Source organism: Nonomuraea sp. 10N515B (assembly GCF_052245915.1).
Taxonomy (GTDB): Bacteria; Actinomycetota; Actinomycetes; order Streptosporangiales; family Streptosporangiaceae; genus Nonomuraea.
This window is the reverse complement of the sequence record NZ_JBQQBQ010000046.1, coordinates 32726-57063: the sequence shown is the minus strand read 5'-3', so window position 1 is coordinate 57063 and position 24338 is coordinate 32726. Positions and strand designations below refer to the sequence as shown.

The following is a 24338-nucleotide window of genomic DNA, read 5'->3' as shown; positions in this document are numbered from 1 at the left end:
TCTCAAAGTCGCGCCAGCGCCCGGTCGAGCGCGGCGTTGATCAGCTTGGCCACGGCCGGCAGCGCCGGAGGGTGCAGCAGGCCGTAGTGGTGGGCGTCGACCCCGGCGGCCTCGACGGGGCCGGCCAGATGACGCCCCCAGCCGAGGTCGGGGCGGCCCGGCGGGGTGTCGTCGACGCCCATCCCGATGCCGGAGTTGCGAGGCGACGGCCGGTCCGCCCGGATCAGCAAGGTGGCCGTGTCCGGGTCAGCCAGGTGCCGGGGGGTGTGGGCGGCCAGTGCGCGCAGGTGCCTGGCGAACACTGACAGCCGCCCCGCGAGGTCTTCGCCGCGGCCCAGCAGCCGGTGCTCGCGCAGCCGCTCGGCGACCGCCGCCATCCGCTTTTCCTCGGGTACGTCACCGATCGTCAGGTCGATGCCGAGGTACGCCTCCAGCGCGTGCAGGTGCCGTACCGTGACCTCCCATGCGATCTCGGCGGCGTCGCGGCCGGGCACCTCGCGGATCAGCGCGGGATCGTTGGAGTCCAGCAGCACCAGCAGCGAAGCGTGCCGGCCACCTGCGTGGAGCTGCGCGGCCATCTCCTGGGCCACGGTGCCGCCCATGGACCAGCCGCCCACCAGCCAGGGGCCCGGGCCTGGGCCGACGGAGGCGTCGATCGCCGCCACGTACTGCTCGGCGATGCCCTCGATGGTCTCGGGTCCCGGGCCGGACGCGCCCGCGAGCTCGGGGTCGGCCAGTGCCACGACGTCCACGCGGGGGTCCAGGAGCCGGGACAGCTCGGCGTAGCACAAGACGTCGCCGCCGGACGGATGGGCCAGGTAGAGCGTAGGGCGGACCGCGCCGCCGGGCTCGGCACGCAGCGGCAGGACGATGTCCCGCACCGGACCGGCCTGGACGGCCGCTCGCGGAGTTGGCGCTGCTTGGCGTGCGGATGGTGCGGCGTGGGCTGGGCTCGAGGGTTCCGGACGGAGCCATGCGTCGGACGATCGGGCCAGGGCGCGCACCCGTTCCACGTGCTCGGCGATCGCCGCCTCCAACTCGTCGGCGGGCAGGGCGGCGTCCAGTGCGTCCCACTGCAGCCGCAGTTCGCCGTCGTGTTCGAGCACCTGGTGGTCGAGCCAGGTCTGCGGGGTCTGCGAGAGCGCGTACACCTGCTCGCCGGCCCACTCCAGGCGGCCTCCGCCTTCCACCATGTCGGTGATGCCGAGCGCGCTGGTGAACACCACGGGTACCGGCCGTACTTCTCCCGTCCGCGCGGCCTGCTCGGCGAGCACGTCGAGGGCGGAGAAGCCGCGGTGGTCCAGGTCGGCGAACATCCTGGCCTGAGTGGCGGCGGCCCGTTCGGCGAAGGTGGCGGCGGGCTCGGCGGGCACCTCGTGGAGCAGCAAGGAGGTGAAGTCGCCCACGACCCGGTTGACGTGCGGGTGGATGGGCGGGCGGTCGAAGAGGGTCAGCGTCACGCAGAACCCGGTCGGCCCCGCCCAGCGGGCGAGCACGTCCGCGTAGACGGTCAGCAGCATCGCCGCAGGCGTGACCCGGTGCCGGGAGGCGGCGTCCCGGAGCCCGGCCCACTCCTCCCGGCTCAGCCGCGCGGCACGCCGGACGAAGCGGGGCGGCGTCCCGTCCGGGTCGCGGACCGGCAGGCGGGGCGGGCCGGGCAGCGTGTCGAGCCGCTCCCGCCAGTAGTGCGCGGCGCGGTCGTCGCGCCGCCGTTCCAGGGCGGCCGCGCAGCCGGCCGGGTGCAGGTCCAGCGGCGGCAGCGGCGCGTCGGGGTCCTTGTAGAGGGTGTGCAGCTCCGACTCGATGATCCACCAGCTGGCTGCGTCGCAGATGAGCACATCGACGCCGATGAACAGCCTGATCACGTCACCGGGCAACCGAGCCGCCTGGATCTGCGCGAGCGGCCAGCGATCGGGCGGGCCGGGCTTGGTGGACAGCCGTTCCCGCAGCACGGCCAGCCGCTCCGTCCTGCGTTCCTCGCTCATGGAGGTCAGGTCGTGAACCCTGATTCGGTACCGGGGCAGGTCGTCCAGCACGCGCAGCCGTCCCTCGGACGTGGCCACGGCGCGCAGCATGGGATGGCGGGTCACGACCTGGTTCCACGCGTCCTCGTAGCGGTCGAGGTCCAGACCGTGGCAGTCGTATTCGAGGAAGAAGTGGCAGGGCAGGTCTCCCCAGCGGTACCCGCCGTCCCGTCCGATCCAGTAGGCGTGCTGCACGCGTGTCATGGCGAAGGTGCCGTCGTGATCGACGGCGTCCTCGTCGCGGGTGATCTCCAGGGTGGGGTACGGCTGCGAGCGTGCCGACTCGATCAGCTTGGCGATGCCCGCCACGGTGGGCGCGGCCAGCAAGTCCCGCATGCCGGGCTGGACCCCGAACCGTTCGCGCAGCGCGGCCAGCATCCGCACGCCCAGCAGGGAGTGGCCGCCGAGCGCGAAGAAGTCGGCGTCGGGATCGGTCACGGGCATGCCGAACAGCTCCGACCACACCTCGGCCACTACTCGCTCGGCCGGGCTCAGCCGGGCGACGTCGCCGGTGGTCACGGCCTGCCGAGGCCGTCCGGCCGCGGCGACGCGCACGTTGAGATCGGTCGCGGCGACCGCCACGATCGGGGGCACCGTGCCCGCTGCGCAGGCGGCCAGCAGCCGGTCCAGCGCCTCGGTGCCGGTGGCCGCGTCGAGCGCGTCGGCGAGGACGACGGTGGCCTCGCCGCCGTCGTCGGCCACCCGCCAGCCGTCCCAGACCGCGCTGACCCATTGGGTGGGGCCAGGCGCCGCGAGGCCGAGTGCGGCCATCGCGGCGTTGGCCGCCGCGTACGGGCCCATGCCGACGCCGCCGACGAGCGTGGTCACCGAGGACATGAGGAGCACCGTCCGGGGCCGGCGTTCCACCGGCAGCGCGGCGATCGCGTCGCTGAGCGCGGTCGCTCCCCCGGCCTTGGCCCGTACGTGCTCGGCGGCCTGCCCGGGATCGAGCGACCGCAGCGGGTCCAGTCGCGCGTCCGCGACCACGCCGGCCGCGTGCACGATGAGCTCGATCGGCTCTCCGGCGGAGAGCTCCTCGATCAGGGCCGAGGTGGCGACGGGATCGGCGGCGTCGCAGACCCGCACCTCCACAGCGGCCTCGTCGAGCCCGGTCCCGCGCCGGGCGGCCGTACGGGAGGTGACGACCACGCGATGTCCACGTGCGGCCAGGTGCCTGGCGAACAGTTGCCCCACTGCCCCCAGTCCACCCGTGATCAGTACGGTGCCGGGTGCCGCGGCGGTCGTTCCGGGATTCGCGGAGACCGCCGGCGTCCAGGGCGCCAGGCGGCGGCGCCACCGGGTCGCGCCGCGCACGGCGGTTTCCGCTCCGGTCTCCTCCCCGCCCGCCAGCGCGCCGAGCTCGCGGAGCACGGCACGCGTCTCGGTTTGGAGGCCCGCCGGCGTGCCCAGGTCGAGCGTCGCCCACCGCAACCCGGGCTGTTCCTGGCCCAGGACGCGGGGAAGCACGCGGACGGCCGCCTGGGCCGGGTCGGGCGGCGGGTCGCCGCCGACCTGCTCACCGTGCCGGGTCACCAGCAGCACGCAAGGCTGATCAGCCTGCGCGGCGGCCACGGCCGCGGCCCTGCCGAACGCGAGCACAGCGGCCGAGACGGCGTCACCGCCGGCCACCGCCTCCTCCGATGCCACGATGACCAGTCCGGTCGCAGGATCGCCCGAGGCGGTGGCCCCACTCAGCTCGGCACGGAGCGCGTCCGCCAGTGCGCCGGTCCCGATCACCGCCCAGCGCCCGTCCGGGATCGCGACGGGCTCGGCAGGCACGACCTGGCTCCAGACCGGAACCTGCAGCGGCTCGTCCGCGGCGACCTCCAGCGACGTGCCCGCCGCCGGTGGGTCGATCCACAGGCGGCGGCGCTGGAAGGCGTAGCCGGGCGCGTGCACCCGCCGCCGCCCGGGGGCGGACAGCGCGGCCACGTCCACGGAATGGCCGTGGGCCCACAGGGTGCCGGCCGCCTGCCGCAGGGTCACGGACTCGGGCTCGCCGGGCAGCAGCGTCGCCAGGACCGACCGCAGATGGGGCAGCGCGTTCCTGCGAGTCAAGGAGGACAGGGCGGCTCCTGGGCCGATCTCCACCACCAGGGTGTCCCCCTCAGGACCGACCGCCGCCCGCAGCGCCTGTGCGAACCGCACCGGCTCGCGCAGCTGCCGCGTCCAGTGACCGGCCTGTGCCAGCTCGGCGCCGATCGGTCCGCCGGTGACCGTGCTGAACACGGGCACAACCGGGGCCCCGCCGGTCAGATCGGCCAGCGCGGCAGCCAGCCCGGGCAGCTCCGGCTCCATCATCCGTGAGTGCATCGCGGCGTCCACCCGTAGCCTCGTGCCGGTGATGTGACGTTCGCGAAGCTCGTCCGCCAGCCGGTCCACGGCTGCGGCGGATCCGGACACCACGCAGGCGGCCGGGCCGTTGACGGCGGCGACGTCGAGGCCGGGATGGCGGGACAACAGCTCGCGTACACCGTTCTCGCCGAGCGGAACGGCGAGCATCGCACCGCCGCCGGCGGCTCTGGCCGCGGCGGCACACCGGGCGGCGACCAGCTTGGCGGCCTCGGCAAGAGGCAGCGCCTCACTCACCGCCGCGGCCGTGCATTCGCCCAGGCTGTGCCCGACGACGGCGTCGGGCCGCACGCCCCACGAGGCCAGCAGCCGCGCGACCCCGTACGACACGGCGAAGATCGCCGGCAACCCGAAGCCGGCGTCGCGGACGCGCTCCTCGGCGATCCCCGGGTCCATGGCATCGCGGACGTCAGCGCCCAGCAGCGGGCGCAGCAGCTCCGCGCACTCGTCGACGGCCCGGGCGAAGACCGGCTCGTCGCGGTAGAGCCCGTCGCCCATCCCCGGATAGGCGCTCCCCGCGCCGGGGAAGGCGAAGACCACGCGCGGGCCGTCCGCCTTGACGGGGGTCGCGGCGGCCAGCCCCGCCGTGCCGATGCCCGCCACCCGATAGGCCAGCTCGGAACGTCCCACCGCCAGCGTGTAGGCCAGATCGGCCTCGTCGGGCTCGGCTCGGGACGTCACGGCCCGGGCGGTGGCGGCCGCGGCCTCGGCGGTGGCGCCGGAGACGGCCAGCAGCTGGGGCCGCGGGTCGGCGGCGACGGGTGCACGCTGCGGGGCCGGTCCGAGCACGGCGTGACAGTTGGTGCCGCCGATGCCGAACGAGCTGACCCCGGCAAGCGAAGGCGTGTCCCAGTCCCGCGTCTCGGCCATTACCTCGAACGGCGACCCCTCCAGACCGAGCAGCGGGTTGAGCGGATGGGCGTGCAGCGACGCGGGCAGCACCCGGTGGTGCACGGCCAGGACCGCCTTGATGAACGAGGCGATGCCGGCCGCCGAGTTCGCGTGACCGATGTTGCCCTTGACCGAGCCGAGCCCGCACCATGCGGGACCGGTGTCCCCGAACACCCGCCGCAGCGCCGCCACCTCGATGGGGTCGCCCAGCGCGGTGGCGGTGCCGTGCGCCTCGATGAGCCCGATCTCGCGCGGCGACGCACCGGCCACCGCGAGCGCCTCGGCCACCGCCCGGGCCTGGCCGCGCAGCGACGGCGCGGTGAACCCTGCCTTGTCGGCCCCGTCGTTGTTGACGGCCGAGCCGTGCAACACGGCGAGCACGGGATCGCCGTCGGCCAGAGCATCGGCCAGCCGGCGCAGCACCACCACACCGACGCCCTGCGTGTAGACGATGCCGGTGCCGTTGGCACTGAACGGGCTGATCGTCCCGTCCGCCGCGTACACACCGCCGGGGACGTGCACGTATCCCTGGCCCTGGGGCACGATCAGCGACACCCCGCCCGCAAGGGCGGTGTCGCATTCGCCGGACAGCAGCGACTGCGCGGCCAGATGCACCGCGACCAGCGAGGTCGAGCAGCTGCTCGCCACCGCGACCGCCGGCCCGGTGAGATTGAGCCGGTAAGCCGTCTGCAGCGGCAGGTAGTCGGCCTGGGTCGAGATCGCGGTCTGCAGGCTGCCGAGCGGGTCGCGCCCCGCGCCGGTCGGATCCCACCGGCCGGCGAGGTTGCTCGCCAGGTACGCGCTCTGCATAGCGCCGGCGAAGACGCCGACCGCACCGGCCCCGCGTCCGCCGCCGTGGCCGGCGTGCTCCAACGCGTGCCAGGCACATTCGAGGAAGAGACGCTGCTGGGGGTCGAGCACGGCCGCCTCGGCGTCGCTGAACCCGAACGGCTCGGGGTCGAAGTCCGCCTGGCCCTCGATGACCCCGCCGACCGGGACGAACCCCGAGTGCGCCCGTAGCCTCTTCGGCACGCCGCGAGCGGTCAGCTCGTCGTCGGTGAACCTGGTCAGCCCTTCGCGGCCGTCGCGCAGCAGCTCCCAGTACGCTTCGGCGTCCGGTGCCCCGGGAAAGCGGCAGGCCAGGCCGACGACGGCGACCGGCCCGGACTCGCCTTGATCGGGTGCGGGCGGGTTCGGCACGGCGCTCATCCGGCCAGCTCCGCGGCACGCGCCCGGGCGGCCCGGCGAGCGGCGGCCCGCCCGGACGCGGGTTCCGGCTCCGCTGCGCCGTCCAGGGGCGGTGCCGGCCTGGCGCCGGACGCCTCCCTTCGGGCGGTGATGAACGTGGCCAGCTCCCGGACCGTCGGCCGGGCGAACATGTCCACCACCGTCAGCCCTTCGTCCAGCTCGGCTCGCAGCGTGCGGTGGGCGAGCACCATGGTCAGGGACGACGCGCCGAGCCGGAAGAAGGGCGTGGTGACATCGACCGGCGTCTTGAGCAGCTCACTGAACACCCGGGCCACGGCCCGCTCCACCTGTGGATCCGCCCCCGCGGCAGGAGCGGCGAGCGGCGGCGGCTCCTGATGGGGCGAGGCAGCGGCCGTGACGGGGGGCACCCTGGTGGCGGCCGTGGCCGAGAGCGGCCCGGCGGCGGGCACAGCGGACTGCGGCAAGGCGGACTGCCCAGCGGCGGACGCGGCGGAGCGCGGCCCGGCGGCGGTGCCTGGCTGCGAGGAGGCGACGAGCCTGGGCAGCCCGTCGCCCTCGGCGCTGCCCTCCACGACGAGCTCCATCACGCCGTCGGGCGACACGGTGAGGCTGAGACGCAGCCCGCGCGTCACCGTCGCCGTGATCGCCCCCGCACGTGGTGCGTCCTCTTCGGCGGCGGCCGTCCGCACGGAGATCGTCTCGGCGGGCGGCGTCTCCAAGTGGCGGTCGGCCTGGGAGGCTTCGGCCGGAGCGTCCGACCGCTGGTAGGGGTTCGCGAGCGCCTTGTAGTCGATTTTGCCGTTGTCCGTGATCGGCAGCGCGTCCATGGTCAGGAAGCGGTTGGGCACCATGAATCCGGGCAGGTTCGCCCGCAAGGTTTCGATCAGCTCGTCGTCCGACGCCGGTGCGGCAGGATCGGCGGGGACCACGTAGCAGACCAGCCGGGGACGGTCGTCGGGCCCGGGGACCGCGCGGGCCACCGCCTGCCGCACGGACGGCAGCCGGTCAAGGGTGGCCTCGATCTCGCCGAGCTCGATCCGGTGGCCGCGGATCTTGACCTGCCGGTCCAGCCGGCCGAGGAACTCGATCGTCCCGTCGTACCGCCAGCGTCCGAGGTCGCCCGTGCGGTAGAGGCGGCGGCGCAGGATCGGGTGCGTGATGAAACGCTCGGCCGTCTGCCCCGGGTCCCCGACGTAGCCGCGGGCCAGACCTTCCCCGCCGATGTGCAGCTCGCCGGGCTCGCCGACCGGGGACGGCCGACCGTGTTCGTCGAGGATGTGGAAGGACTGACCGCGGAGCGCCCTGCCGTACGGGATGCTCGGCCAGGACGGGTCGACCTCGCCGACGGGGTGGCAGATCGACCAGATGGACGCCTCGGTGGCGCCGCCCAGGCTCACCACCTCGGCGTGCGGGGCCAGCGCCCGCAGCCGGTCGGGCAGGGTCACCGGGATCCAGTCGGCCGACAGGAACACCAGCCGCAGCGTGGACAGCGCCCCGCGCACCGCCTCCGGCTCCAGCTCGGCGTATTCCACCAGCATCTCCAGCAAGGCGGGAGCGGTGTTCCACACGGTGACGTGGTGGCGGGCCATCAGCTCCAGCCAGTGGCCGGGGTCGCGCTGGCGACCGGCATCGGGCAGCACGACGGCGCCGCCGGAGCCGAGGACCGAGAAGATGTCGTAGACCGACAGGTCGAAGCTGAACGCCGACAGGGCGAGCACCCGGTCGCCGGGGCCGAGGGGGAAGCGCTCGGCGAGGTCGTCGAGAGTGGTACGGGCCGCGCGGTGCTCGATGGCCACGCCCTTGGGCCGCCCGGTCGAGCCCGACGTGAAGATCACGTAGGCGAGGTCGTCGGGCGCGGGCCGCCGCGGCTCGGCCTCGTCAGGATGCTGAAGGACGCCGCTGTCGTCCAGCCGGTGCACGGTGACCTGCTCCGGCCATGCGGCGTCGTCGGCCTCCGCCGCCAGCAGCGCCATCCGGATCGACGCCTGCTCGCACAGTGCGGCCACCCGGCTGGCGGGCCAGGAGGGTTCGACCGGCACATATCCCGCCCCGCTGGCCAGCACCCCCAGCAGCGCGGTGACCTGCGCGAGGCCCTTGTCCGCCGCCACCGCCACCAGGTCGCCGGGCCCGGCCCCGAGCGCGGCCAGTGCGCGGCCGGTGCGGGCGGCCCGCTCGGCGAGCTCCCGCGCCGTCACCTCGCGAGTCAGGTCGAGCAGGGCGGGCCCGGACGGGCGCCGCTCGGCGGCGGCGCGCAGCGGGTCGTCCAGGAGCGGACCGGCCCCGTCGAACGCCCCGCCCGGAAGGTCCTCGTCGGCCAGGAACGACGGATCCCAGCCGAGCGCGGGATCCGTCCACAACTCGGGCTCGGTGGCCAGCCGCCGCAGCAGGCTGACGTGCGCGGCCAGCATCCCGTCGACGAACCCGGCCGGCAGCGCCCCGTCCACCGCGTCCCACGCGATGCGGAGCCTGCCGTCCTCGTCCCAGACGATGTGGTCCAGCATCACCTGCGGCGTCTGCGAAACGCCGAAGACCTCCGTGCCGAGCCAGGCGGCGGGCGGCTCGCCCGGCCCCGCCAGGCCGACTCCGCTGGTGAAGACCACGGTGTGCGTGGGCACGGGCAAGCCGGTGGCCGGGTCGGTCACGCGCGGGCGCTCGCCCGACTCGATCGCGGCACGCAGTGCCTCCATCCCGGAGACGGCCCGGTGATCGAGGTCGGTCCAGAACTGCCGGTTGACGGCGGCGGCGTAGCCGGCGAAGCCGTACCAGCGTCCGGGGTCGGTCGTGGGGATCTCCACGAGGACCGTGCTGGTGAAGTCGCCGACGACGCTGTCCAGACCTGGAGTGTCGTCGCCGAGGGCGAGGTCGTCGCGGTCGAAGAGGGTGGTGTTGAGGCAGAAGGGCTCGCGGGCGCCCCAGCGCTGCAGCACCAGTCCGAAGGCCGCCAGCAGCAGGCCTGTGGGGCTCAGCCCGTGTGCCGCGCCCTGCTTGCGCAGCTGCGCCCAGTCCTCGGCGGACAGCTCGGCGGCGTGCCGGGTGATGCGGTGGCCGCGGAAGTCCGCTGGGCCGCGCGTCCAAGGCAAAGCGGGACCGTCCGGCAGCGCCGGAGCCCGCCGGGCCCAATAGGCGGAGTCCAGCTCGCGCCGCTGCTGTGCGGCCGGGTCCTCCAGCCGGCGCCGTACGAGATCGGCGAAGCCGAGCGGCGGCGCGGGCAGTTCCAGGGTGGGGTGGGCCACGAACTGCCCCCACTCGCGCATCAGGCGCATCCAGCTCATGAGGTCCAGCGCGAGCACGTCCACGCCGGCGAACAGCCGGGTGCGCCCGTCCGGCAGCAACGCCGCACGCAGGTCGAACAGCGGCCACCGGTCGGAAGGAAGCACCTGGTGGGAGCATTCATGGCGGAGGGCGTCCAGCGCCTGTTCGACGCGTTCCGGTGTCTCGGCACGCAGGTCGACACGGGCGATGGCGTAGTCGGGCACCTGGTCGAGCACCCGCTGCCGGGCGTCGGCGTCCACGACCATGCGCAGCATCGGGTGCCGCCGGACCAGCCGGTTCCAGGCGCTCTCCAGCCGATCGAGGTCGGCCTCGGGTGCTTCCTGCGGCACGCGGTCGTACTCGAAGTAGTAGAAGGTAGCCACCCCACCCAGGGGGAAGGCCGGGTCCCGGCCGACCAGGTAGGCGGTCTGGATGGGAGTCAGCGGGAACGGCTCGCCCGCCTGCGCGGACTCGTCCGGCACGGTCCCGGCGGCGATCGTGCGCGCGGTCGCGTCCCCGAGGAAGGCCGTCAGCGGCAGGTCGAGTCCGGACTCCTCCAGCAGGCGCCGCCGCAGGCGCACGGCAGTGAAGGACTCCAGCCCCAAGGAGGTGAGCGGAGCGTCGGGGTCCAGGTCCGAGGGCCGCAGTTCCAGTACGTCGGCCAGGCAGGCGAGCACTTCTTCGACGGTGGCGGAACCCAAGGGAGAACCCCTTCCACGGAGACGGCACAATGGAAACGGTTTTCATTGCTACACAACTTTGCCGCTTTGTCCAGATCTTGAAAATGATTACCGTTGTTTCGTACGATCTCGCCCTATGTCGCCCCTGAACGACCGTGCGGACCGCACCGGCCACGCCGCGATCGCCGGATCCGACACCGGCGGCGCGGCGGAAGCCGTCCACGACCTGGACCGCCTGATCCTTCTGGGCATCGCGGCCGACCTGCACCGGCGCACCCGGCTGCGTGACGGCGCGGCGCACGAGCCCGGCGCGGTCGCGGACGACCTCGGCGCCGCCCGGCGGCACCGCTGGATCGCCGGACACTGGCTCGACGCCCTCCGCGAGGCCGGCCTGGCGAGCCGGGATGCCACCGGCCGCTACCAGGACCTGCATGGTCCCCGGCGCGCGGAGCTGGCCGCCGCTCGCACCCGCATGGAGGCCGCGCGGATGGCGCTCGGCTACCCCGCCGAACTGGCCGAGCTGATGCTGCGCTCGCTGCGGTTGCTGCCCGCCCTGCTCCGCGACGAGATCGGCGTGCAGGCGCTGCTCTACCCCGACGGCGAGCCCGCCACGGCCGAGGCCGTCTACCGCGACAACCTGATCAACCGCTACCTCAACGCCGCCGCGGCCGAGGTGCTCAGGGACCAGGCCGAGCGCGCCACCCGCCCGCTGCGGATCCTCGAGCTGGGCGCGGGCATCGGCGCCACCACCGCGGACCTGCTGCCCGTCCTGGCCGCCCGGCCCGTCGAGTTCTACCTCTTCACCGATCTGTCGCCGTTCTTCCTCGACACCGCGCGACGCCGCTTCGACTCCGGCTTCCTGCGGTACGCGCTGCTCGACATCGCCCGCGACCTGCCGCACCAGCCGAAGGAGCTGGACCTGGTCGTCGCGGCCACCATGGCGCACAACGCACCGCACGTCGGCCGCCTGCTCGACCAGGCCGCCGCGCTGCTCGCCCCCGGCGGGCGGGTGCTGCTCATCGAGACCGTCCGCGAACATCCCCAGTCGCTCACCTCCATGCCGTTCGCCCTGTCCACGGAGGACGGCCCTCCGTGCCGGCTCGACGGCCGCGCCAGCACCACGCGCACGTACCTGAGCCGCGAGGAATGGCTGTGCGCGCTCGAAGCCGCCGGGCTGCGCGTCGAGGTGGACCTCCCCCGCCACGAGGACCCGCTGGCCGCGCTGTCGCAGCGCCTGTTCGTCGCCACCCGCTGATCACCTGACGATGGGAGTGCCCATGAAGGAACTGGTCGAGATCTGGTCGGCGCTGCTCGGCCTGCCGCCCGACGAGATCCCGCACGATGTCGGCTTCCTGCGCCTGGGCGGCGACTCGGTGCTCGCGGTCCGCATGTCGGCGCTGGTCCGCAAACGGCTCGGCGTCACGCTCGCCCTGTCGGACGTGCGGGTCGAGACCACGCTGGGCGAGCTGGCCGAGCTCGTACGGCGGCGCGCGTCCGGCGAGCCCACGCCCCGCGCCCTGCCGATCACCGTCACGCCACGCCCCGACCCCCACGCCGAATTCCCCCTGCTCCCCCTCCAGCAGGGCTACTTCGTCGGGCAGCAGGACGGGTGGGAGCTGTCCTACGACTCCGCCCACTACTACCTCGACTACGCCCTGACCGGCGTCGACGGCGACGAAGCCGCCGACGCTCTGGCGGACGCGCTGGAACGGCTCGCCGTGCACCAGCCCACGCTGCGGGCCCGCGTGACCTCCGACGGCCGCCAGCACGTCCTGCCGATGGCCGCGCCGGGCGCGGTGCCCCAGGTCCGCGTGTACGACCTGCGCGAGGCCGGCGCCGAGGAGATCACGGCGGTCCTGCGGGACGTACGCCAGGAGATGAGCACCCGCGGCCCTGACCCCACCAGCGGTCCCGGCCTGGACCTTCGCCTCACCCTCCTGCCCGGCGGTGCGGGCCGGCTTCACCAGGGCCTGAGCCTGCTCGTCTTCGACGGGTGGTCCTCCAGCGTGCTCAGCCGCGACCTGCTCACCTTCGTCGCCGACTGGAACGCCGCCCTGCCACCCTTGGAGATCCACTTCGGCGACTACGTCACCTCGCTCGCGGACCTGCCCGCGACCGAGGCCTGGCAGGCCGACCGTGACTGGTGGTGGTCTCGGCTCGACGCGCTGCCGGGGCCGCCGGCGTTGCCGCTGGCCGCCGACCCGCAGGAGGTGCGGCCGGTCACCATGGGCAACCGGGAGCATCGCTGGAGCGCCGAGAGCTGGGCGGCGCTGCGGCAGCGGTGCACCGGCCGAGGCGTGACCCCGTCGACCGCCATGCTGACCGCCTTCGGCGTGGTGCTGGCGCGATGGGCCGGGCATCGCCGGATGTTGCTGAACTCGCTGCAGCTCAACCGGCTGCCGCTGCACCCGGACGTGCAGCGGGTCGTGGGCGCGTTCGCCGCGACCATGCTGCTCCCCCTCGACCTCGATCCGCGCGCCACGTTCGCCGAGCTCGCCACCGCTGCGCAGGCGGCATCCGGTGAGCACGCCGCGCACAACCTGATCACCGGTGTCGAGGTCGGGCGCGAGCTGGCCCGCCGCCGTGGAAGCTGGCGGCCGGTCGGGCCGGTGGTGTTCCAGAGCGTGCTCGGCGTGGACGCGGCCATGGGCGGCGGGCCACCGCAGGACGCCGGACCGCTCGGCCAGGTGGTCGCCTCCGACTACTTCCACCAGTTGCGCACCCCACAGGTCGCGCTCGAGGTCCGCTGCTTCGAGCTGGGGCCGGAGATGGTGGCGGTCTTCTCACTGGTGGACGAACTGTTCGAGACCGATCAGGTGGCCGCGGCGTTCGCCGAGTTCGTGGCCCTGGTCGACGGCCTCGCCGACGGCACCGGCTGGGATCGGGTGCCCGGTCTGCCCGAGACCGCCGATCCGGGCTCCGGCGATGGTGGCCTGCGGCTCGGGCTGCTGCCCGAGCCGGTCGTCCGCCACCGGGAAGGGCCGCCGGCCGACGATCTCGAGCAGGCGGTCGCCGACGTCTTCGAGGAACTCCTGGAGGTGCCCGTGCTCGACCGCGCCGCCGACTTCTTCGGCCTGGGCGGGGACTCCCTTCTTGCGGTACGGGCGGTCGTGCGGCTCGCCAAGGAGGTCGGCACGTCCGTGCCGGTGCGCGAGTTCCTGGCCGACTCGACGGTGGCCGGGGTGGCGCTCGCCGTCCGCTCCCGCCTCGGTGACCAGCGGTGATCGGGCTGCTGGGCGGCACCGGCGCGGTCGGCCGCACGGCCGCGCAGCGCATCGCGGCCTACGGCCTCGGTCCGCTCCGCGTGGGCGGCAGGAACCTGACCGGCGCCGCCGACCTCGCGGGCTCGCTCACCGCTCCCGCGCACGCGGTCCGGGTGGACTTGAACGACCCCGCCGAGTTGGCCGCCTTCTGCGACGGGTGCCGGATCGTGGTCAACTGCGCCGGACCCACGTACCAGATCCTGGACACCGTGGCCCGCGCCGCCTTCGCAGCCGGCGCCGACTATGTGGACATCGGCGGCGAACTGGCCGCCAAGGACGCGCTCACCAGCCGCGACGTGGCCACCGGCAGGACCGCGATGTTCTCCGCCGGCGTCATGCCCGGGCTTTCCGGCCTGCTGCCCCGGCTCCTGGCCAAGGGACGGCCGCTGCGCCGCCTCGACGTGTACGTCGGCGGCGCGGCCGTCTTCACTCCTCTGTCCGCGGTGGACGCGCTGCTGACCCGCGGGCCGAAGTTCGGGGTGCCGATGGCGGCCTGGCGGGACGGCCGGGTGGCACCCAACACGCTGTCGCCGTTGCACCAGGTGCGGTTGCCCGGCTTCCCTGTGCCGGTGCACGCGTGGCCGTACCTCACCACCGAGGCGCAGACCCTGGCCGCGGACACCGGCGCCGACGAGGTGCGCTCCTACAACGTGTTCGTCTCCAACCGCCTGCCCGAGGCCCTCGCAGCCGTCTGGGCCGATGCGGACGACACCCGCCCCGCCACCTTTGCGCCGCACGCGGAGACCGTGGTGCGTGCCTCCCAGCAGGACAACGCCGACTTCGGCGCCTTTTACGTCATGTTGTTCACCGCCCGCCCGCATCCAGGTGCGCCGCCCGGCCCGGCGAGGGTGCTGCTCAAGGCCGTGGACTCCTATGCGGTGAGCGGGGTGGTGATGGCGCTGGCGACCCGCGCGGTGCTGGCCGGCTCCGTGCCGCCCGGCGTGCACCTGGCGGCCGAGGCGCTCGACCCCGACGCCACCGTAGCCGCGCTGCGCGACGACCCGCTGGTGGACGAGCTCATCGTCGAATGACGACCTTCCGCTAGCGCGTTGCGTCCAGGACCGGTTTCACGTCAACGATCGGGGTGCCGTCGATGGCCTCGAGATCGGTTACCCGCACCCGAAGCCCGTCGATCGCGAGCACCCGAACTCGGTGCAGACCGATGGGATTGGGCCGGTCGGCGGAACGGGTACTGAAGACACCGGTCAGCGGGTTGCGCAGATCATCGCGCGGATGCACGGCCAGCACGGACCGGTCGGCGAGGTGCAGCCACGTGAGGACGAACACCTCATCGCCGACCGTAAGATCACGAATCCCATCGGCCATTGCGGGTTCGAACGCCAGCCAAGCCTCGGGACCGCCCTCCACCCCCTGCTTCGGAGCGCTCGCGCGATCCACCAACGGCGACTCGACGACTCCGATGGGACGAAGCTCGTACGTCATGACTCCTCGATACCGTGGGTCCACCCGATGTGCCAGCCGAGGACCGCGGCCTCACGCCCGGAACGTGCGACGGTAGGCGTCCGGCGGTACGCCGATCGTGCGGTGGAAGTGGCGGCGCAGTGTCGTCGCGGTGCCCATGCCCGCGGCCGAGGCGATGGTGTCGACGCTGTCGTCCGTGGTCTCCAGCAGCTCCTGCGCGCGGCGGATCCGCTGCGTCAGCAGCCACTGCAGCGGGGTGGTGCCGGTTGCCGAGCGGAAGTGGCGGGCCAGGTGGCGCGAGCTCATGTTCGCCTGGCGGGCCAGGTCCTCCACGGTGAGCGGCTGATCCAGCCGCCGCATCACCCAGGTGAGCAGCTCGGCCAGGGGATGGCCGTCCTGGGCGGGCACCGGTGTGGAGACGAACTGGGCCTGGCCGCCGGCCCGGTGGGGCGGCACGACCAGGCGGCGGGCGACCACGTTGGCGATCGCCGAGCCGTGGTCGCGGCGGACCAGATGCAGGCACAGGTCCATGGCCGCGGCCTTGCCCGCGGAGGTGAGCACGCGGCCGTTGTCGACGTAGAGCACGTCCGGGTCGACCTCCACCCGGGGGTAGCGCGCGGCCAGCTCCTCGGTGTGGGCCCAGTGCGTGGTCGCGCGCAGCCCGTCCAGCAGGCCGGCGGCGGCGAGGACGAACGCGCCCGTGCACAGGGAGACCACCCGCGCGCCCGACTCGTGGGCCGCGCGCACCGCCTCGACCAGGTCGGCCGGCGGGTCCTCGTCGACGTCCGCCAGGGCGGGAACGATCACGGTGTCGGCGTGCGCCAGCCAGTCGAGCCCGCAGTCCGGCTCCAGCAGGAACCGCCCGACCCGGACGGCGTGTGTGCCGCACACCCTGACGTCGTACCAGGGGCCTGGCACGGCGTCCGGGGCGGAGCCGAATACTTCGGCGGCCAGGGCCAGCTCGAAGTGCAGCATCCCGTCGGTGGCGGCAACCGCGACGGAGCGCGGGAAAGAACTCATGTCGGAAATTGTACGGGTCATGTCGTTCCGGACGCTGGGCACCGATGGGCCAACGGGACAGGATTGACGCACTGAATCACTTCAAGCACGCGGGAGCAGGCATGGGATCGGGTCAGAACGTGGCGGTGTTCGGCGCTTACGGGCACACCGGGCGGTTCGTGGTCGCGGAGTTGCGCGAGCGCGGATACGTCCCGCTGCTCCTCGGCCGTGACCAGGACAAGCTGCTGGCGCTGGCGCAGGCCCAACCAGGGCTCGAGGCGCGGCAGGTTTCGGTCGACGACCCGGCCTCGCTCGACCGCGCGCTGAACGGCGCGGCCGCCGTGATCAACTGCGCCGGGCCCTTCGCCACGACCGCCGCCCCGCTGGTCGAGGCGGCGCTGCGCGCCGGCATCCCGTATGTCGACGTGGCGGCCGAGATCGAGGCGAACGTTGACACGTTCGCGCACTTCGCGGAGCGCGCCCGCGCCGCGGGCACCGTGGTGCTCCCGGCGATGGCCTTCTACGGCGGCCTCGGCGACCTGTTGGTCACCACCGCGATGGGCGACTGGACGGCGGCGGACGAGGCGCACATCGCCTACGGCCTGAGCAGCTGGCACCCCACCACCGGAACGCTCGCTTCGGGCGTGGTCTCGGGGCAGCGACGGGGTGGCCGCCGGGTCCGCTACACCGGCGGACGGCTGGAGTACCACGACGACGCTCTGCCGACCCTGGAGTGGTCCTTCCCCGCTCCGCTCGGTCCCCAGAGCGTCATCGGCGAGTTCACCATGGCCGACGTCGTCACCGTTCCCAGCCACCTGGCCGTCCCGGAGGTGCGCACCTACATGACCGCCAAGGCGGCCGCGGACCTGTCCTCTCCTGACCCCCTGGCACCGGCCGCCGTCGACGAGCGCGGCCGCTCCGCGCAGACGTTCGTCGTCGACGTCATCGTCCGCTCGGGTGGCGCGGAACGCCGCGTGTCCGCCGCCGGTCAGGACATCTACGCCATCAGCGCACCGCTCGCCGTGGAGGCCGTCGACCGCATCCTCACCGGCCGGACCAGGACCACCGGCGTCGTCTCCGCGGGCGCGGTCTTCGACGCCCCGGACTTCCTCCGCGCCCTGTCCTCGCACCTCTCGCTCCACGTCCCGGTCGACACACGCGGCTGACCGGCGACCCGTGGCGCGCCGGCTCATCGGCGTACGAGAATGGACGCATGCCCGTCGAGGTGAGCCCGCACGTCGTGGTGCGGCGGACGCGAGCCGAGGTGGCCGCGTACATGTTCGACCCGGCCCACGATCTGGAGTGGACCGGCGGCATCACCGCCAGCCGCCCTGCCCAGCCCGGTCCGCTGCGGACGGGCGCTCAGGTGGAGCGGACCGCCAGGTTCCTGGGCCGGAGCTTCACCTACGGCTATGTCGTCACCGCGCTCGACCCCGATCGCATGGTGGAACTGGCGGTGGAGCGGCCTTTCCCGATGACGATCCGCTACGAGCTGGCCGACCACCCGGACGGCACTCTGGTCACGATCCACGCCTCGGGCGAGCCGGGGCGGTTCTTCCGCTGGGCCACGCCGCTGCTGGCCCGCCAGGTCCACGCGAGCATCGCGGCCGATCTGGGGCGCCTGCGCGCTCGCCTGGAAAGCTGACGAGCCACCGTTCGCGAGTTCGACCAGCAGCATCGATCGTCAGCGCCACAAGAGCACCAGCGCGGTGAGGGCGAGGCTCAGCGCCACGAAAGCCGGCGTCCTGGGCTGACGGGCGGCCTCCCGGTGCGAAGAGATCACCAGCGTGGCGGCCAGGGCCAGCGCGGTCAGCACGTGGAGGCCGTACAAGATGACGATGGGGAGCTTGCCCAGGACGGTGCCGGACAGCAGGTCGTCGGCGGAGCCGTAGCCGGCCAGGCCGCTGACCAGGACCAGGCCCAGACCTAGCAGCGCGGGCGCGTACCGGAAACGGCCGAGCAGAGCCCACGCGACGGAGCCCAGCACGAGCATTCCGCCACAGAACATGCCCTGGCCATACGTGTCCGCCTGGCTTACCGTCCGGTCAGAGGGGGCGGTGTCTTCAACGTGCCCGAGCGCGTCACGGGCGAGGCGCCCGGCGGTCTCGCCGCTCTTCGAGTTCTTCCGCGCTCACCGGGATGAGCATCGGCTGCCCAGCCACACCGAACATCGTGACGACGAATTCGGTTTCGGCGTCTGCGAGGTTATTGGCGTCCTGGTAGTGGATGAGGTCGCCGCCGGGCTCCCAGAACGTCTCTCCGGGCTTGACCACCCGTTCCGGTTCACCTTCCAGCTCAAAGATCATCTCGCCTCTGATCATGTATCCGTACGCGGGACCGGTGTGGCGGTGCGGCGGGTTGCCCTCACTGCCGGGCGGCAGGATGACCCGGATTGTCATCGCCTCAGCGTTGTCGGGCATTGGTGGCGGCGATGGCACCGACGAGATGAGTTCGATCTTCGGCGGCGGCGTGGTCGCGTTGGGATTCTCGAGGTGGTGCGAATGATCGGTGCTCATGGGTTCCTTAGTCCTTTGCGGTTGTTATCTTGGCCGATCGTCGACTTTGATCTCGTCTCCTGTGTTGGAGATGAAGACGACCAGCAGTTTCGCCGGTTTTGTCCGGCTGGTGTTTTCCGTGAGCACATGATGGGCGCCCGGCGGCTCGACCCAGTTCTCGCCTTGGCGGTAAGTGCGGACTGGCTCGCCACTGATCTGGCTGCGCAGGGTGCCCTCGAGCACGTAGGCGTACACGAAAGCCTTGCCGTGCCGATGCGGCACCGCGCGTGCACCGGGCGGGAAGTCGGCGATCGCCGAGGTGAACGTCTTGCCCTCGACATTCGGAAGCGCCTGTTCCAACAGAGGCGACAGCGTCTCGGACGGTGGCTGCGAAACCGTGACAGCGACCGGCACCATGCCCGTCGCATGCTCTGCCGAGGGAGCGCAGGCAGCGGCCACAGCCACCAAACCGGCAGCCAGAAAACCACCCGCACACCGTACTCGGATCATGATGACTCTCCCATCCTGCTTGGACCCTTGAGCCGTACGGGCGCCACAAGGCGTCCCGGCTTCCGCCCCAAGGGCGCGCTACTCCGACTCGCGACTCACCTTGGCGTGGCGTCCCGGTCAGGCGGAGTGCAGTTGCTCGAGTACGCTGCCCCGGCAGGTAGAAGACCTGCCATGGGCGCATTCAAGCCTTGGTGATGGTCTGCTCAGACTCAGGTCGACCCCACCCAAACACCGAGAACAAAGCTCTCATCGCCTTGTCGACCCGCTCCTGGTCGAGCTGGTGAAGATCCGCACGTCCCAGATCAACGGTTGCGCGTTCTGTCTGCGCATGCACACCCGCGACGCGCTCAAGAAGGGCGAGAGCACGGACCGCCTCGCGGTGCTCCCCGCGTGGGCGGAGACCGGCTACTTCTCCGAGTTCGAGCGCGCGGCCCTGCGCCTGGCTGAGGCGGTCGCCGACAGCTGAGCCGTCCGCCGCACGTAACAGGCTAATCGCCTTCCGCGACCCGGATGATCGTCTTGCCGAAAGTGCGCTGGGCGAACGCGGAGGGCGCCTCGGCGAGCGTCCGCACGTCCCCGACGATCACGCGGAGCCGTCCGTCCCGCAGCCGCCGGGCCAGATCCGCGAGCCGGTCGCGATCAGGTTCGACGACGAAGAAGATCGCCTGCCCGTCTCGAGGCCGGACCATGGGCGGCGAGACGATGGTGACGAGCGTGCCGCCGGGGCGCACCAACGCAGCCGAGCGGTCCAGGATGTCGCCGCCGATCGCGTCGAACACCACGTCGACCTGGCCGGCATCTTCCAGGCAATCCGCCTGCAGGTCCACGAAGGCGTCCACGCCGAGCCCGAGTGCCGTGTCTCTGGCGGCGCCCCTGCCGGTGCCGATCACCCTGGCTCCTGCCTCGTGCGCGAGCTGCACAGCGATGGAACCGACAGCGCCCGCGGCGCCGTGGATCAGGACGGTCTGGCCGGCAGCGAGGCGGCCGTGGTCGAACAGGCCCTGCCATGCCGTCAGCCCTGAGATCGGCAGCGCAGCGGCCACGGTGTGTTCGACGCCGGCCGGCAGGGGGGCGAGGTTGCGGGCCTCGACCGCCACGTACTCAGCCAGCGATCCGTTGCGGGCCCAGTCGGTCAGCCCGAACACCCGCTGGCCGATGGACAGACCGGTGGTTCCGTACCCCAGCTCGGCGACGACACCCGACACCTCATGCCCGAGCACACTTGGCGTCCGGTCGCGGCCTGCGCGATCAGTCCATGTTGCCGGCCAGTCTGGCTCTCCGCGGGTGAACCCGGCAGCGTGCACCCGTACGATGACGTCGTTCTCGGCGGCGTGGGGGTATGGCTCCTCCGTCAGGGAAAGCCCTGCCAGGCCGGTGGAGCGGTCTCGGACGGTGATGGCTTGCATGACAGGTCCTCGCCGGTGGTGAAGATATCGAGCAGGACGAACGTACCCGCCCGTTGGGGGATTTGGTCCGTTCCACGTCGCTGCGGCGAGTCCTTCGGTCCCACCACCATCAGCCGGTCCCACCGAGTCCGCTCGCCCGGCATGATTGCGCGGACCCGTCAGGCGGAGTCGGGCACCACCACACCGTCCGGGCGGCGTACCGTGGCCGATGAGCAGGCATTTTTTGACAGACAGAACCTGGATAACTAATGTCCAGGTTATGCGAACGGGCAAGGGCGTCGAGTGGGCGATGCATACGCTGCTCAATCTGGCATGGTCGGGGGGCGGCGAGCCGGTGGCCACCGCGCAGCTGGCCGCCGGTCACGACCTGTCGGTGTCCTACCTGAACAAGCTGCTGCAGCAGCTGGTCAAAGCCGGCCTGCTCGAGTCCGTCCCGGGTGCGCGGGGTGGCTTTCGCCTGGCCCGCCCTCTTGCGTCGGTGTCGGTGCTGGACGTGGTCCTTGCCATTGAGGGGGATGCGCCGCTCTTCCGCTGTACCGAGATCCGTCAGTGCGGCACCATCGGGGAGCGATGCCCCGATTCCAGCTTCTCCGAGCCGTGCGCGGTCAAGATCGCCATGGGACGGGCCGAAGCGGCCTGGCGACAGGCGCTGGCCGAGCAGAGCCTGGCTGACGTGCAGGCCGCGGCCGACGCACATGCTCCCACCGTGGCCGCGCGTGTTCGCCAGGCACTCGGGCGCGACTGATCCTTTTCCCCGCGCGGCATGACCGCGCGATCTTTCCGGAGGAGAACCTGGATAAAAAATATCCATGTTATTGATTGTCGACCGGCGGAGCGGCAGCCGAGTGGCCGCCGTGACGCAGACAGCCGTGCACACGGTACGGCTGTAGATCAAGAGAGAAACCTGCTCGGCGGGGCGGCATGTGCCGCGCCGCCGGCGGAAACCAACCGCTGAACCGGTGACGCACGGCGTGCGATTCACCGACGTCAAGAAAGATGAACCCAGATGGATCTGAAACTCGAACTCATCGCGCTGCCCGTGTCCGACGTCGACCGGGCCAAGGCCTTCTACGAGGCGGCGGGATTCCGTCTGGATCTCGACAAAGCCGTCAGTGAGGATTGGCGCGCGGTGCACTTCACGCCGCCCGGCTCCGAGTGCTCGATCATATTCGGCAAGGGGATCACCTCCGCTGTGCCTGGCTCGGTCCAGGGCCTCTACCTCGTCGTCTCCGACCTCGAGGAGGCCCGCGTGGAGCTCGTCGGCCGCGGCATCGAGGTGAGCGAGATCTTCCACGACGCAGGAGGGCTCTTCTACCACGGCCACGATGCCGGAGAGATCACCCACCAGACCGGCGGCCAGGGGCGGGCGGCCGGCCCGCACCCCGCCCGCGCCGACTACGGCTCCTACGCCACCTTCAGCGACCCGGACGGCAATGGCTGGGTGCTCCAGGAGGTCAAGAAGCGGGCCCCCGGCCGCTGACCTTCGCGTTGCTACGCATAGATGGGCGATACGTTTCGTCTATGCGTAGCGAGTCTCCTCCTCTGTTGCCGATCTTCCGATCCGATCAACGGTGTGCCGGATCTCGTCGCGGAACTCCTCATCTCCATGAACGGCCCGCCATCCTGACTCATGGCTGAGACGGCGATCGGTAGCGAGGGCTCGATGCAGGATGGGTACGACGGACGCGGCGCGAGGACCGGTCTTCCCGAGGTAGCGCACGGCGGCCCGCCTCACCGGCAGCATCCGGCCCTCACCCAACGGCAGGACGATCTCCTGCAGAAGGGCACAACCAGATCTAGCTCGCCACTGATCGCCCACACGGCATGTGCGGCCGTAGTTGTGCTCCAGCGACTCCCACTCGATCTCGTACAGCCCGTCCAGCATGTCGAGAACCTACCGTCGATCCCGCGTGCATAGCGATCTACGGCCGGGTCGGGAGGGCGGACTCGAACTCGGCGTGGTCGGAGGTGACACGAGCACCTGATCGCAGCAGGTCGTTGGCTCCCAACTCCGACAGGGCACGAATGCGCCACACCGTCAGCCCCTGCCGGTCGGTGCGGCGTGGGTGGCTCTGTCGCATGCAATAGGCGCGACAAGAAGATCGCCCGGCAACCTGCCGACGGCAAGTGAGCGAGTCATGCGGAGCTGAACGGCCCGTTATGTGGCTCTTTGCGTGTCCTGATACCTTCTTGACAGGTGTGCCGGGAAGCCTGGTCGGCAAGTGAGCGACCCGACCCCTCCCCTAGAGCGGAGTTTCATGCCCGGCACCACCGCCACACGCACTCCCCGCCTGTTCAACCGGAGTACGTGGCCCGAAGCGCGACGCATCGCCGACATCCTGCGCAAGGAGACCATCGGCGGGGCGCTGCTGCTGGCCGCCGCGCTCGCCGCACTCATCTGGGCCAACTCGCCGTGGGCGCAGACCTACCAGGACCTTCGGACGCTCGAGGCCGGGCCCGCCGCGCTGCATCTGAACCTCGACCTGGCCACCTGGGCCGCGGACGGGCTGCTGGCCATCTTCTTCTTCGTGGCCGGCCTGGAGCTCAAACGGGAGTTCGTCGCCGGCGACCTGCGTGACCTGCGCCGGGCCGCGGTGCCGGTGGCCGCGGCGGTCGGCGGTGTGGTGGTGCCCGCACTGGTGTACCTGACGGTCGCCAGCGGAGCGGGAGCCAGAGGCTGGGCGATCCCGACAGCCACCGACATCGCCTTCGCCCTGGCGGTGCTCGCGGTGATCGGCCGCTCCCTGCCGGACGCGCTGCGCACCTTCCTGCTGACCCTGGCGGTGGTGGACGACCTGATCGCCATCGTCATCATCGCCACCTTCTACACCTCGCACCTGTCGATGCTCCCGCTGCTGGCAGCGATGGTGCCGCTGGCGGTCTTCGCTGTACTGGTGCGGCGTGGAGTGCGGGCGTGGTGGCTGCTGTTGCCGCTGGCGTTCGCCTGCTGGGCGCTGGTGCACGCCTCGGGGGTGCACGCCACTGTGGCCGGGGGGCTGCTGGCGCTGACCGTCCCCGTACTATCCCGGACACCACCGGCCGGCACCCGCAATGGCACCCCGGATGGTCCGGGGCTGGCCGAGCACTTCGAGCACCGGTTCCGGCCGATCTCCGCCGGTGTGGCCGTGCCCGTCTTCGCGTTCTTCTCCGCCGGAGTCGGCCTCGGCGGCCTCGACGGTCTGGCCGGCACGCTGAGTGACCCCGTGGCGATGGGGATCGTCGCAGGGCTGCTGGTCGGCAAGCCGGTCGGCATCCTCGCCGCCACCTGGCTGGTGGCCCGCTTCACCCGCGCCACCCTGGACGAAGGGCTTGCCTGGATCGACATGGCCGGGCTGGCCGTTCTGGCCGGCATCGGGTTCACCGTGTCGTTGCTGATCGGAGAGCTGGCATTCGGTACGGGCGAGACCGACGCGCGGGTCAAGATCGCGGTCTTGGCCGGCTCACTGGCCGCGGCCTTGCTGGCCACAGTGATCCTTCGGCTGCGTGCCCGCCTCTACCGGAGGATCCATCAGACCGAGACCGCCGACTCCGACCACGACGGGATCCCCGACCTCTACCAGCAGCCCTAGTCTCCCTCCAGTCGTCGCCCGCCACGCCGCGTCCGGGGCCGGCTGCTGATCGAGGCGGGGTACTCGTTGCAGGGCAACGCCGAGGTGCTGGAGGGCATGGAAACCCTTAGCGGACGCGCGTCAAAGCCCCTCGTTGGGTCCTCATCGCCTGGGCCATCAGCGGCCGACCAATGTCCCTTCCGGATGAAGTTGTCGGGAGGGACACGTGCTCACCCCTGCGGCACGTCATCTTGATCTGGCGGTTTCAGGCGGAGTCGTTCAGGTCG

General features: G+C 72.2%; 19 protein-coding genes. 9 read left to right on the top strand and 10 right to left on the bottom strand.

From position 1 onward, the window contains the following. Nucleotides 1-2: 2 nt before the first annotated feature. On the bottom strand, nt 3-6476 hold the full coding sequence (locus tag ACTWQA_RS43035) for an SDR family NAD(P)-dependent oxidoreductase (protein ID WP_443164648.1): 6474 nt from the start codon (nt 6474-6476) through the stop codon (nt 3-5). Next, complete coding sequence (locus tag ACTWQA_RS43030; RefSeq protein WP_443164647.1) at nt 6473-10429, bottom strand: non-ribosomal peptide synthetase; 3957 nt, start codon at nt 10427-10429, stop codon at nt 6473-6475. The genes ACTWQA_RS43035 and ACTWQA_RS43030 overlap by 4 nt, the downstream gene beginning before the upstream one ends. A gap of 115 nt (nt 10430-10544) precedes the next feature. Here ACTWQA_RS43030 and ACTWQA_RS43025 point away from each other — a divergent pair, with 115 nt between their 5' ends. From ACTWQA_RS43025 to ACTWQA_RS43015, 3 genes are read left to right on the top strand one after another with little or no spacing between them, the layout of a single operon-like run. Next, nucleotides 10545-11663 carry a class I SAM-dependent methyltransferase gene (locus ACTWQA_RS43025; RefSeq protein ID WP_443164646.1) on the top strand — a complete coding sequence of 373 codons (1119 nt, stop codon included), beginning with the start codon at nt 10545-10547 and terminating at the stop codon, nt 11661-11663. A 22-nt stretch (nt 11664-11685) separates the two neighbouring features. Continuing rightward, entirely contained in the window at nt 11686-13632 is a 1947-nt protein-coding gene (locus ACTWQA_RS43020) for a phosphopantetheine-binding protein (RefSeq protein ID WP_443164645.1), read from the top strand. Further along, complete coding sequence (locus tag ACTWQA_RS43015; RefSeq protein WP_443164644.1) at nt 13629-14702, top strand: saccharopine dehydrogenase NADP-binding domain-containing protein; 1074 nt, start codon at nt 13629-13631, stop codon at nt 14700-14702. Before ACTWQA_RS43020 ends, ACTWQA_RS43015 begins: the two co-directional genes overlap by 4 nt. A gap of 10 nt (nt 14703-14712) precedes the next feature. Here ACTWQA_RS43015 and tsaA read toward each other — a convergent pair whose 3' ends face one another. After that, the gene (tsaA, locus tag ACTWQA_RS43010; protein WP_443164643.1) at nt 14713-15114 is read right to left on the bottom strand and encodes a tRNA (N6-threonylcarbamoyladenosine(37)-N6)-methyltransferase TrmO; all 402 of its coding nucleotides are present in this window, start codon (nt 15112-15114) and stop codon (nt 14713-14715) included. A gap of 51 nt (nt 15115-15165) precedes the next feature. Beyond that, entirely contained in the window at nt 15166-16113 is a 948-nt protein-coding gene (locus ACTWQA_RS43005) for a helix-turn-helix domain-containing protein (RefSeq protein WP_443164642.1), read from the bottom strand. A 101-nt stretch (nt 16114-16214) separates the two neighbouring features. On the opposite strand from ACTWQA_RS43005, the gene ACTWQA_RS43000 reads away from it, so the two are divergent. Further along, nucleotides 16215-17258: a saccharopine dehydrogenase family protein gene (locus tag ACTWQA_RS43000; protein ID WP_443164641.1), complete on the top strand. Its 1044-nt coding sequence runs from the start codon at nt 16215-16217 to the stop codon at nt 17256-17258. Nucleotides 17259-17305: 47 nt separating this feature from the next. Beyond that, nucleotides 17306-17737, top strand: a complete 432-nt coding sequence (locus tag ACTWQA_RS42995) for an SRPBCC family protein (protein WP_443164640.1) — start codon at nt 17306-17308, stop codon at nt 17735-17737. A gap of 39 nt (nt 17738-17776) precedes the next feature. On the opposite strand, the gene ACTWQA_RS42990 is transcribed toward ACTWQA_RS42995, so the two are convergent. The 3 genes from ACTWQA_RS42990 to ACTWQA_RS42980 form a co-directional block, all read right to left on the bottom strand. Beyond that, nucleotides 17777-18100, bottom strand: coding sequence for a hypothetical protein (locus ACTWQA_RS42990; RefSeq protein ID WP_443164639.1), 324 nt, complete (start codon nt 18098-18100; stop codon nt 17777-17779). A 73-nt stretch (nt 18101-18173) separates the two neighbouring features. Continuing rightward, nucleotides 18174-18608, bottom strand: coding sequence for a cupin domain-containing protein (locus ACTWQA_RS42985; protein ID WP_443164638.1), 435 nt, complete (start codon nt 18606-18608; stop codon nt 18174-18176). A 24-nt stretch (nt 18609-18632) separates the two neighbouring features. After that, nucleotides 18633-19097, bottom strand: coding sequence for a cupin domain-containing protein (locus ACTWQA_RS42980; RefSeq protein WP_443164637.1), 465 nt, complete (start codon nt 19095-19097; stop codon nt 18633-18635). A gap of 100 nt (nt 19098-19197) precedes the next feature. Between ACTWQA_RS42980 and ACTWQA_RS42975 the strand changes: the two genes are divergently transcribed. Then, the gene (locus tag ACTWQA_RS42975) at nt 19198-19563 is read left to right on the top strand and encodes a carboxymuconolactone decarboxylase family protein (RefSeq protein WP_443164636.1); all 366 of its coding nucleotides are present in this window, start codon (nt 19198-19200) and stop codon (nt 19561-19563) included. Between the two features lie 22 nt (nt 19564-19585). Here ACTWQA_RS42975 and ACTWQA_RS42970 read toward each other — a convergent pair whose 3' ends face one another. Beyond that, nucleotides 19586-20503, bottom strand: coding sequence for an NADP-dependent oxidoreductase (locus ACTWQA_RS42970; RefSeq protein WP_443164635.1), 918 nt, complete (start codon nt 20501-20503; stop codon nt 19586-19588). 259 nt (nt 20504-20762) lie between these two features. Between ACTWQA_RS42970 and ACTWQA_RS42965 the strand changes: the two genes are divergently transcribed. Together ACTWQA_RS42965 and ACTWQA_RS42960 are read left to right on the top strand one after the other, a co-directional pair. Continuing rightward, a complete protein-coding gene (locus ACTWQA_RS42965; protein WP_443164634.1) occupies nt 20763-21248 on the top strand; it encodes an RrF2 family transcriptional regulator in 486 nt (161 codons plus the stop codon). A 261-nt stretch (nt 21249-21509) separates the two neighbouring features. After that, nucleotides 21510-21983: a VOC family protein gene (locus tag ACTWQA_RS42960; protein WP_327588323.1), complete on the top strand. Its 474-nt coding sequence runs from the start codon at nt 21510-21512 to the stop codon at nt 21981-21983. A gap of 39 nt (nt 21984-22022) precedes the next feature. On the opposite strand, the gene ACTWQA_RS42955 is transcribed toward ACTWQA_RS42960, so the two are convergent. Beyond that, entirely contained in the window at nt 22023-22388 is a 366-nt protein-coding gene (locus ACTWQA_RS42955) for a hypothetical protein (protein WP_443164633.1), read from the bottom strand. 37 nt (nt 22389-22425) lie between these two features. After that, complete coding sequence (locus ACTWQA_RS42950) at nt 22426-22584, bottom strand: hypothetical protein (protein WP_443164632.1); 159 nt, start codon at nt 22582-22584, stop codon at nt 22426-22428. A 177-nt stretch (nt 22585-22761) separates the two neighbouring features. Between ACTWQA_RS42950 and nhaA the strand changes: the two genes are divergently transcribed. Continuing rightward, the gene (nhaA, locus tag ACTWQA_RS42945; protein WP_443164631.1) at nt 22762-24072 is read left to right on the top strand and encodes a Na+/H+ antiporter NhaA; all 1311 of its coding nucleotides are present in this window, start codon (nt 22762-22764) and stop codon (nt 24070-24072) included. Nucleotides 24073-24338 lie beyond the last annotated feature (266 nt).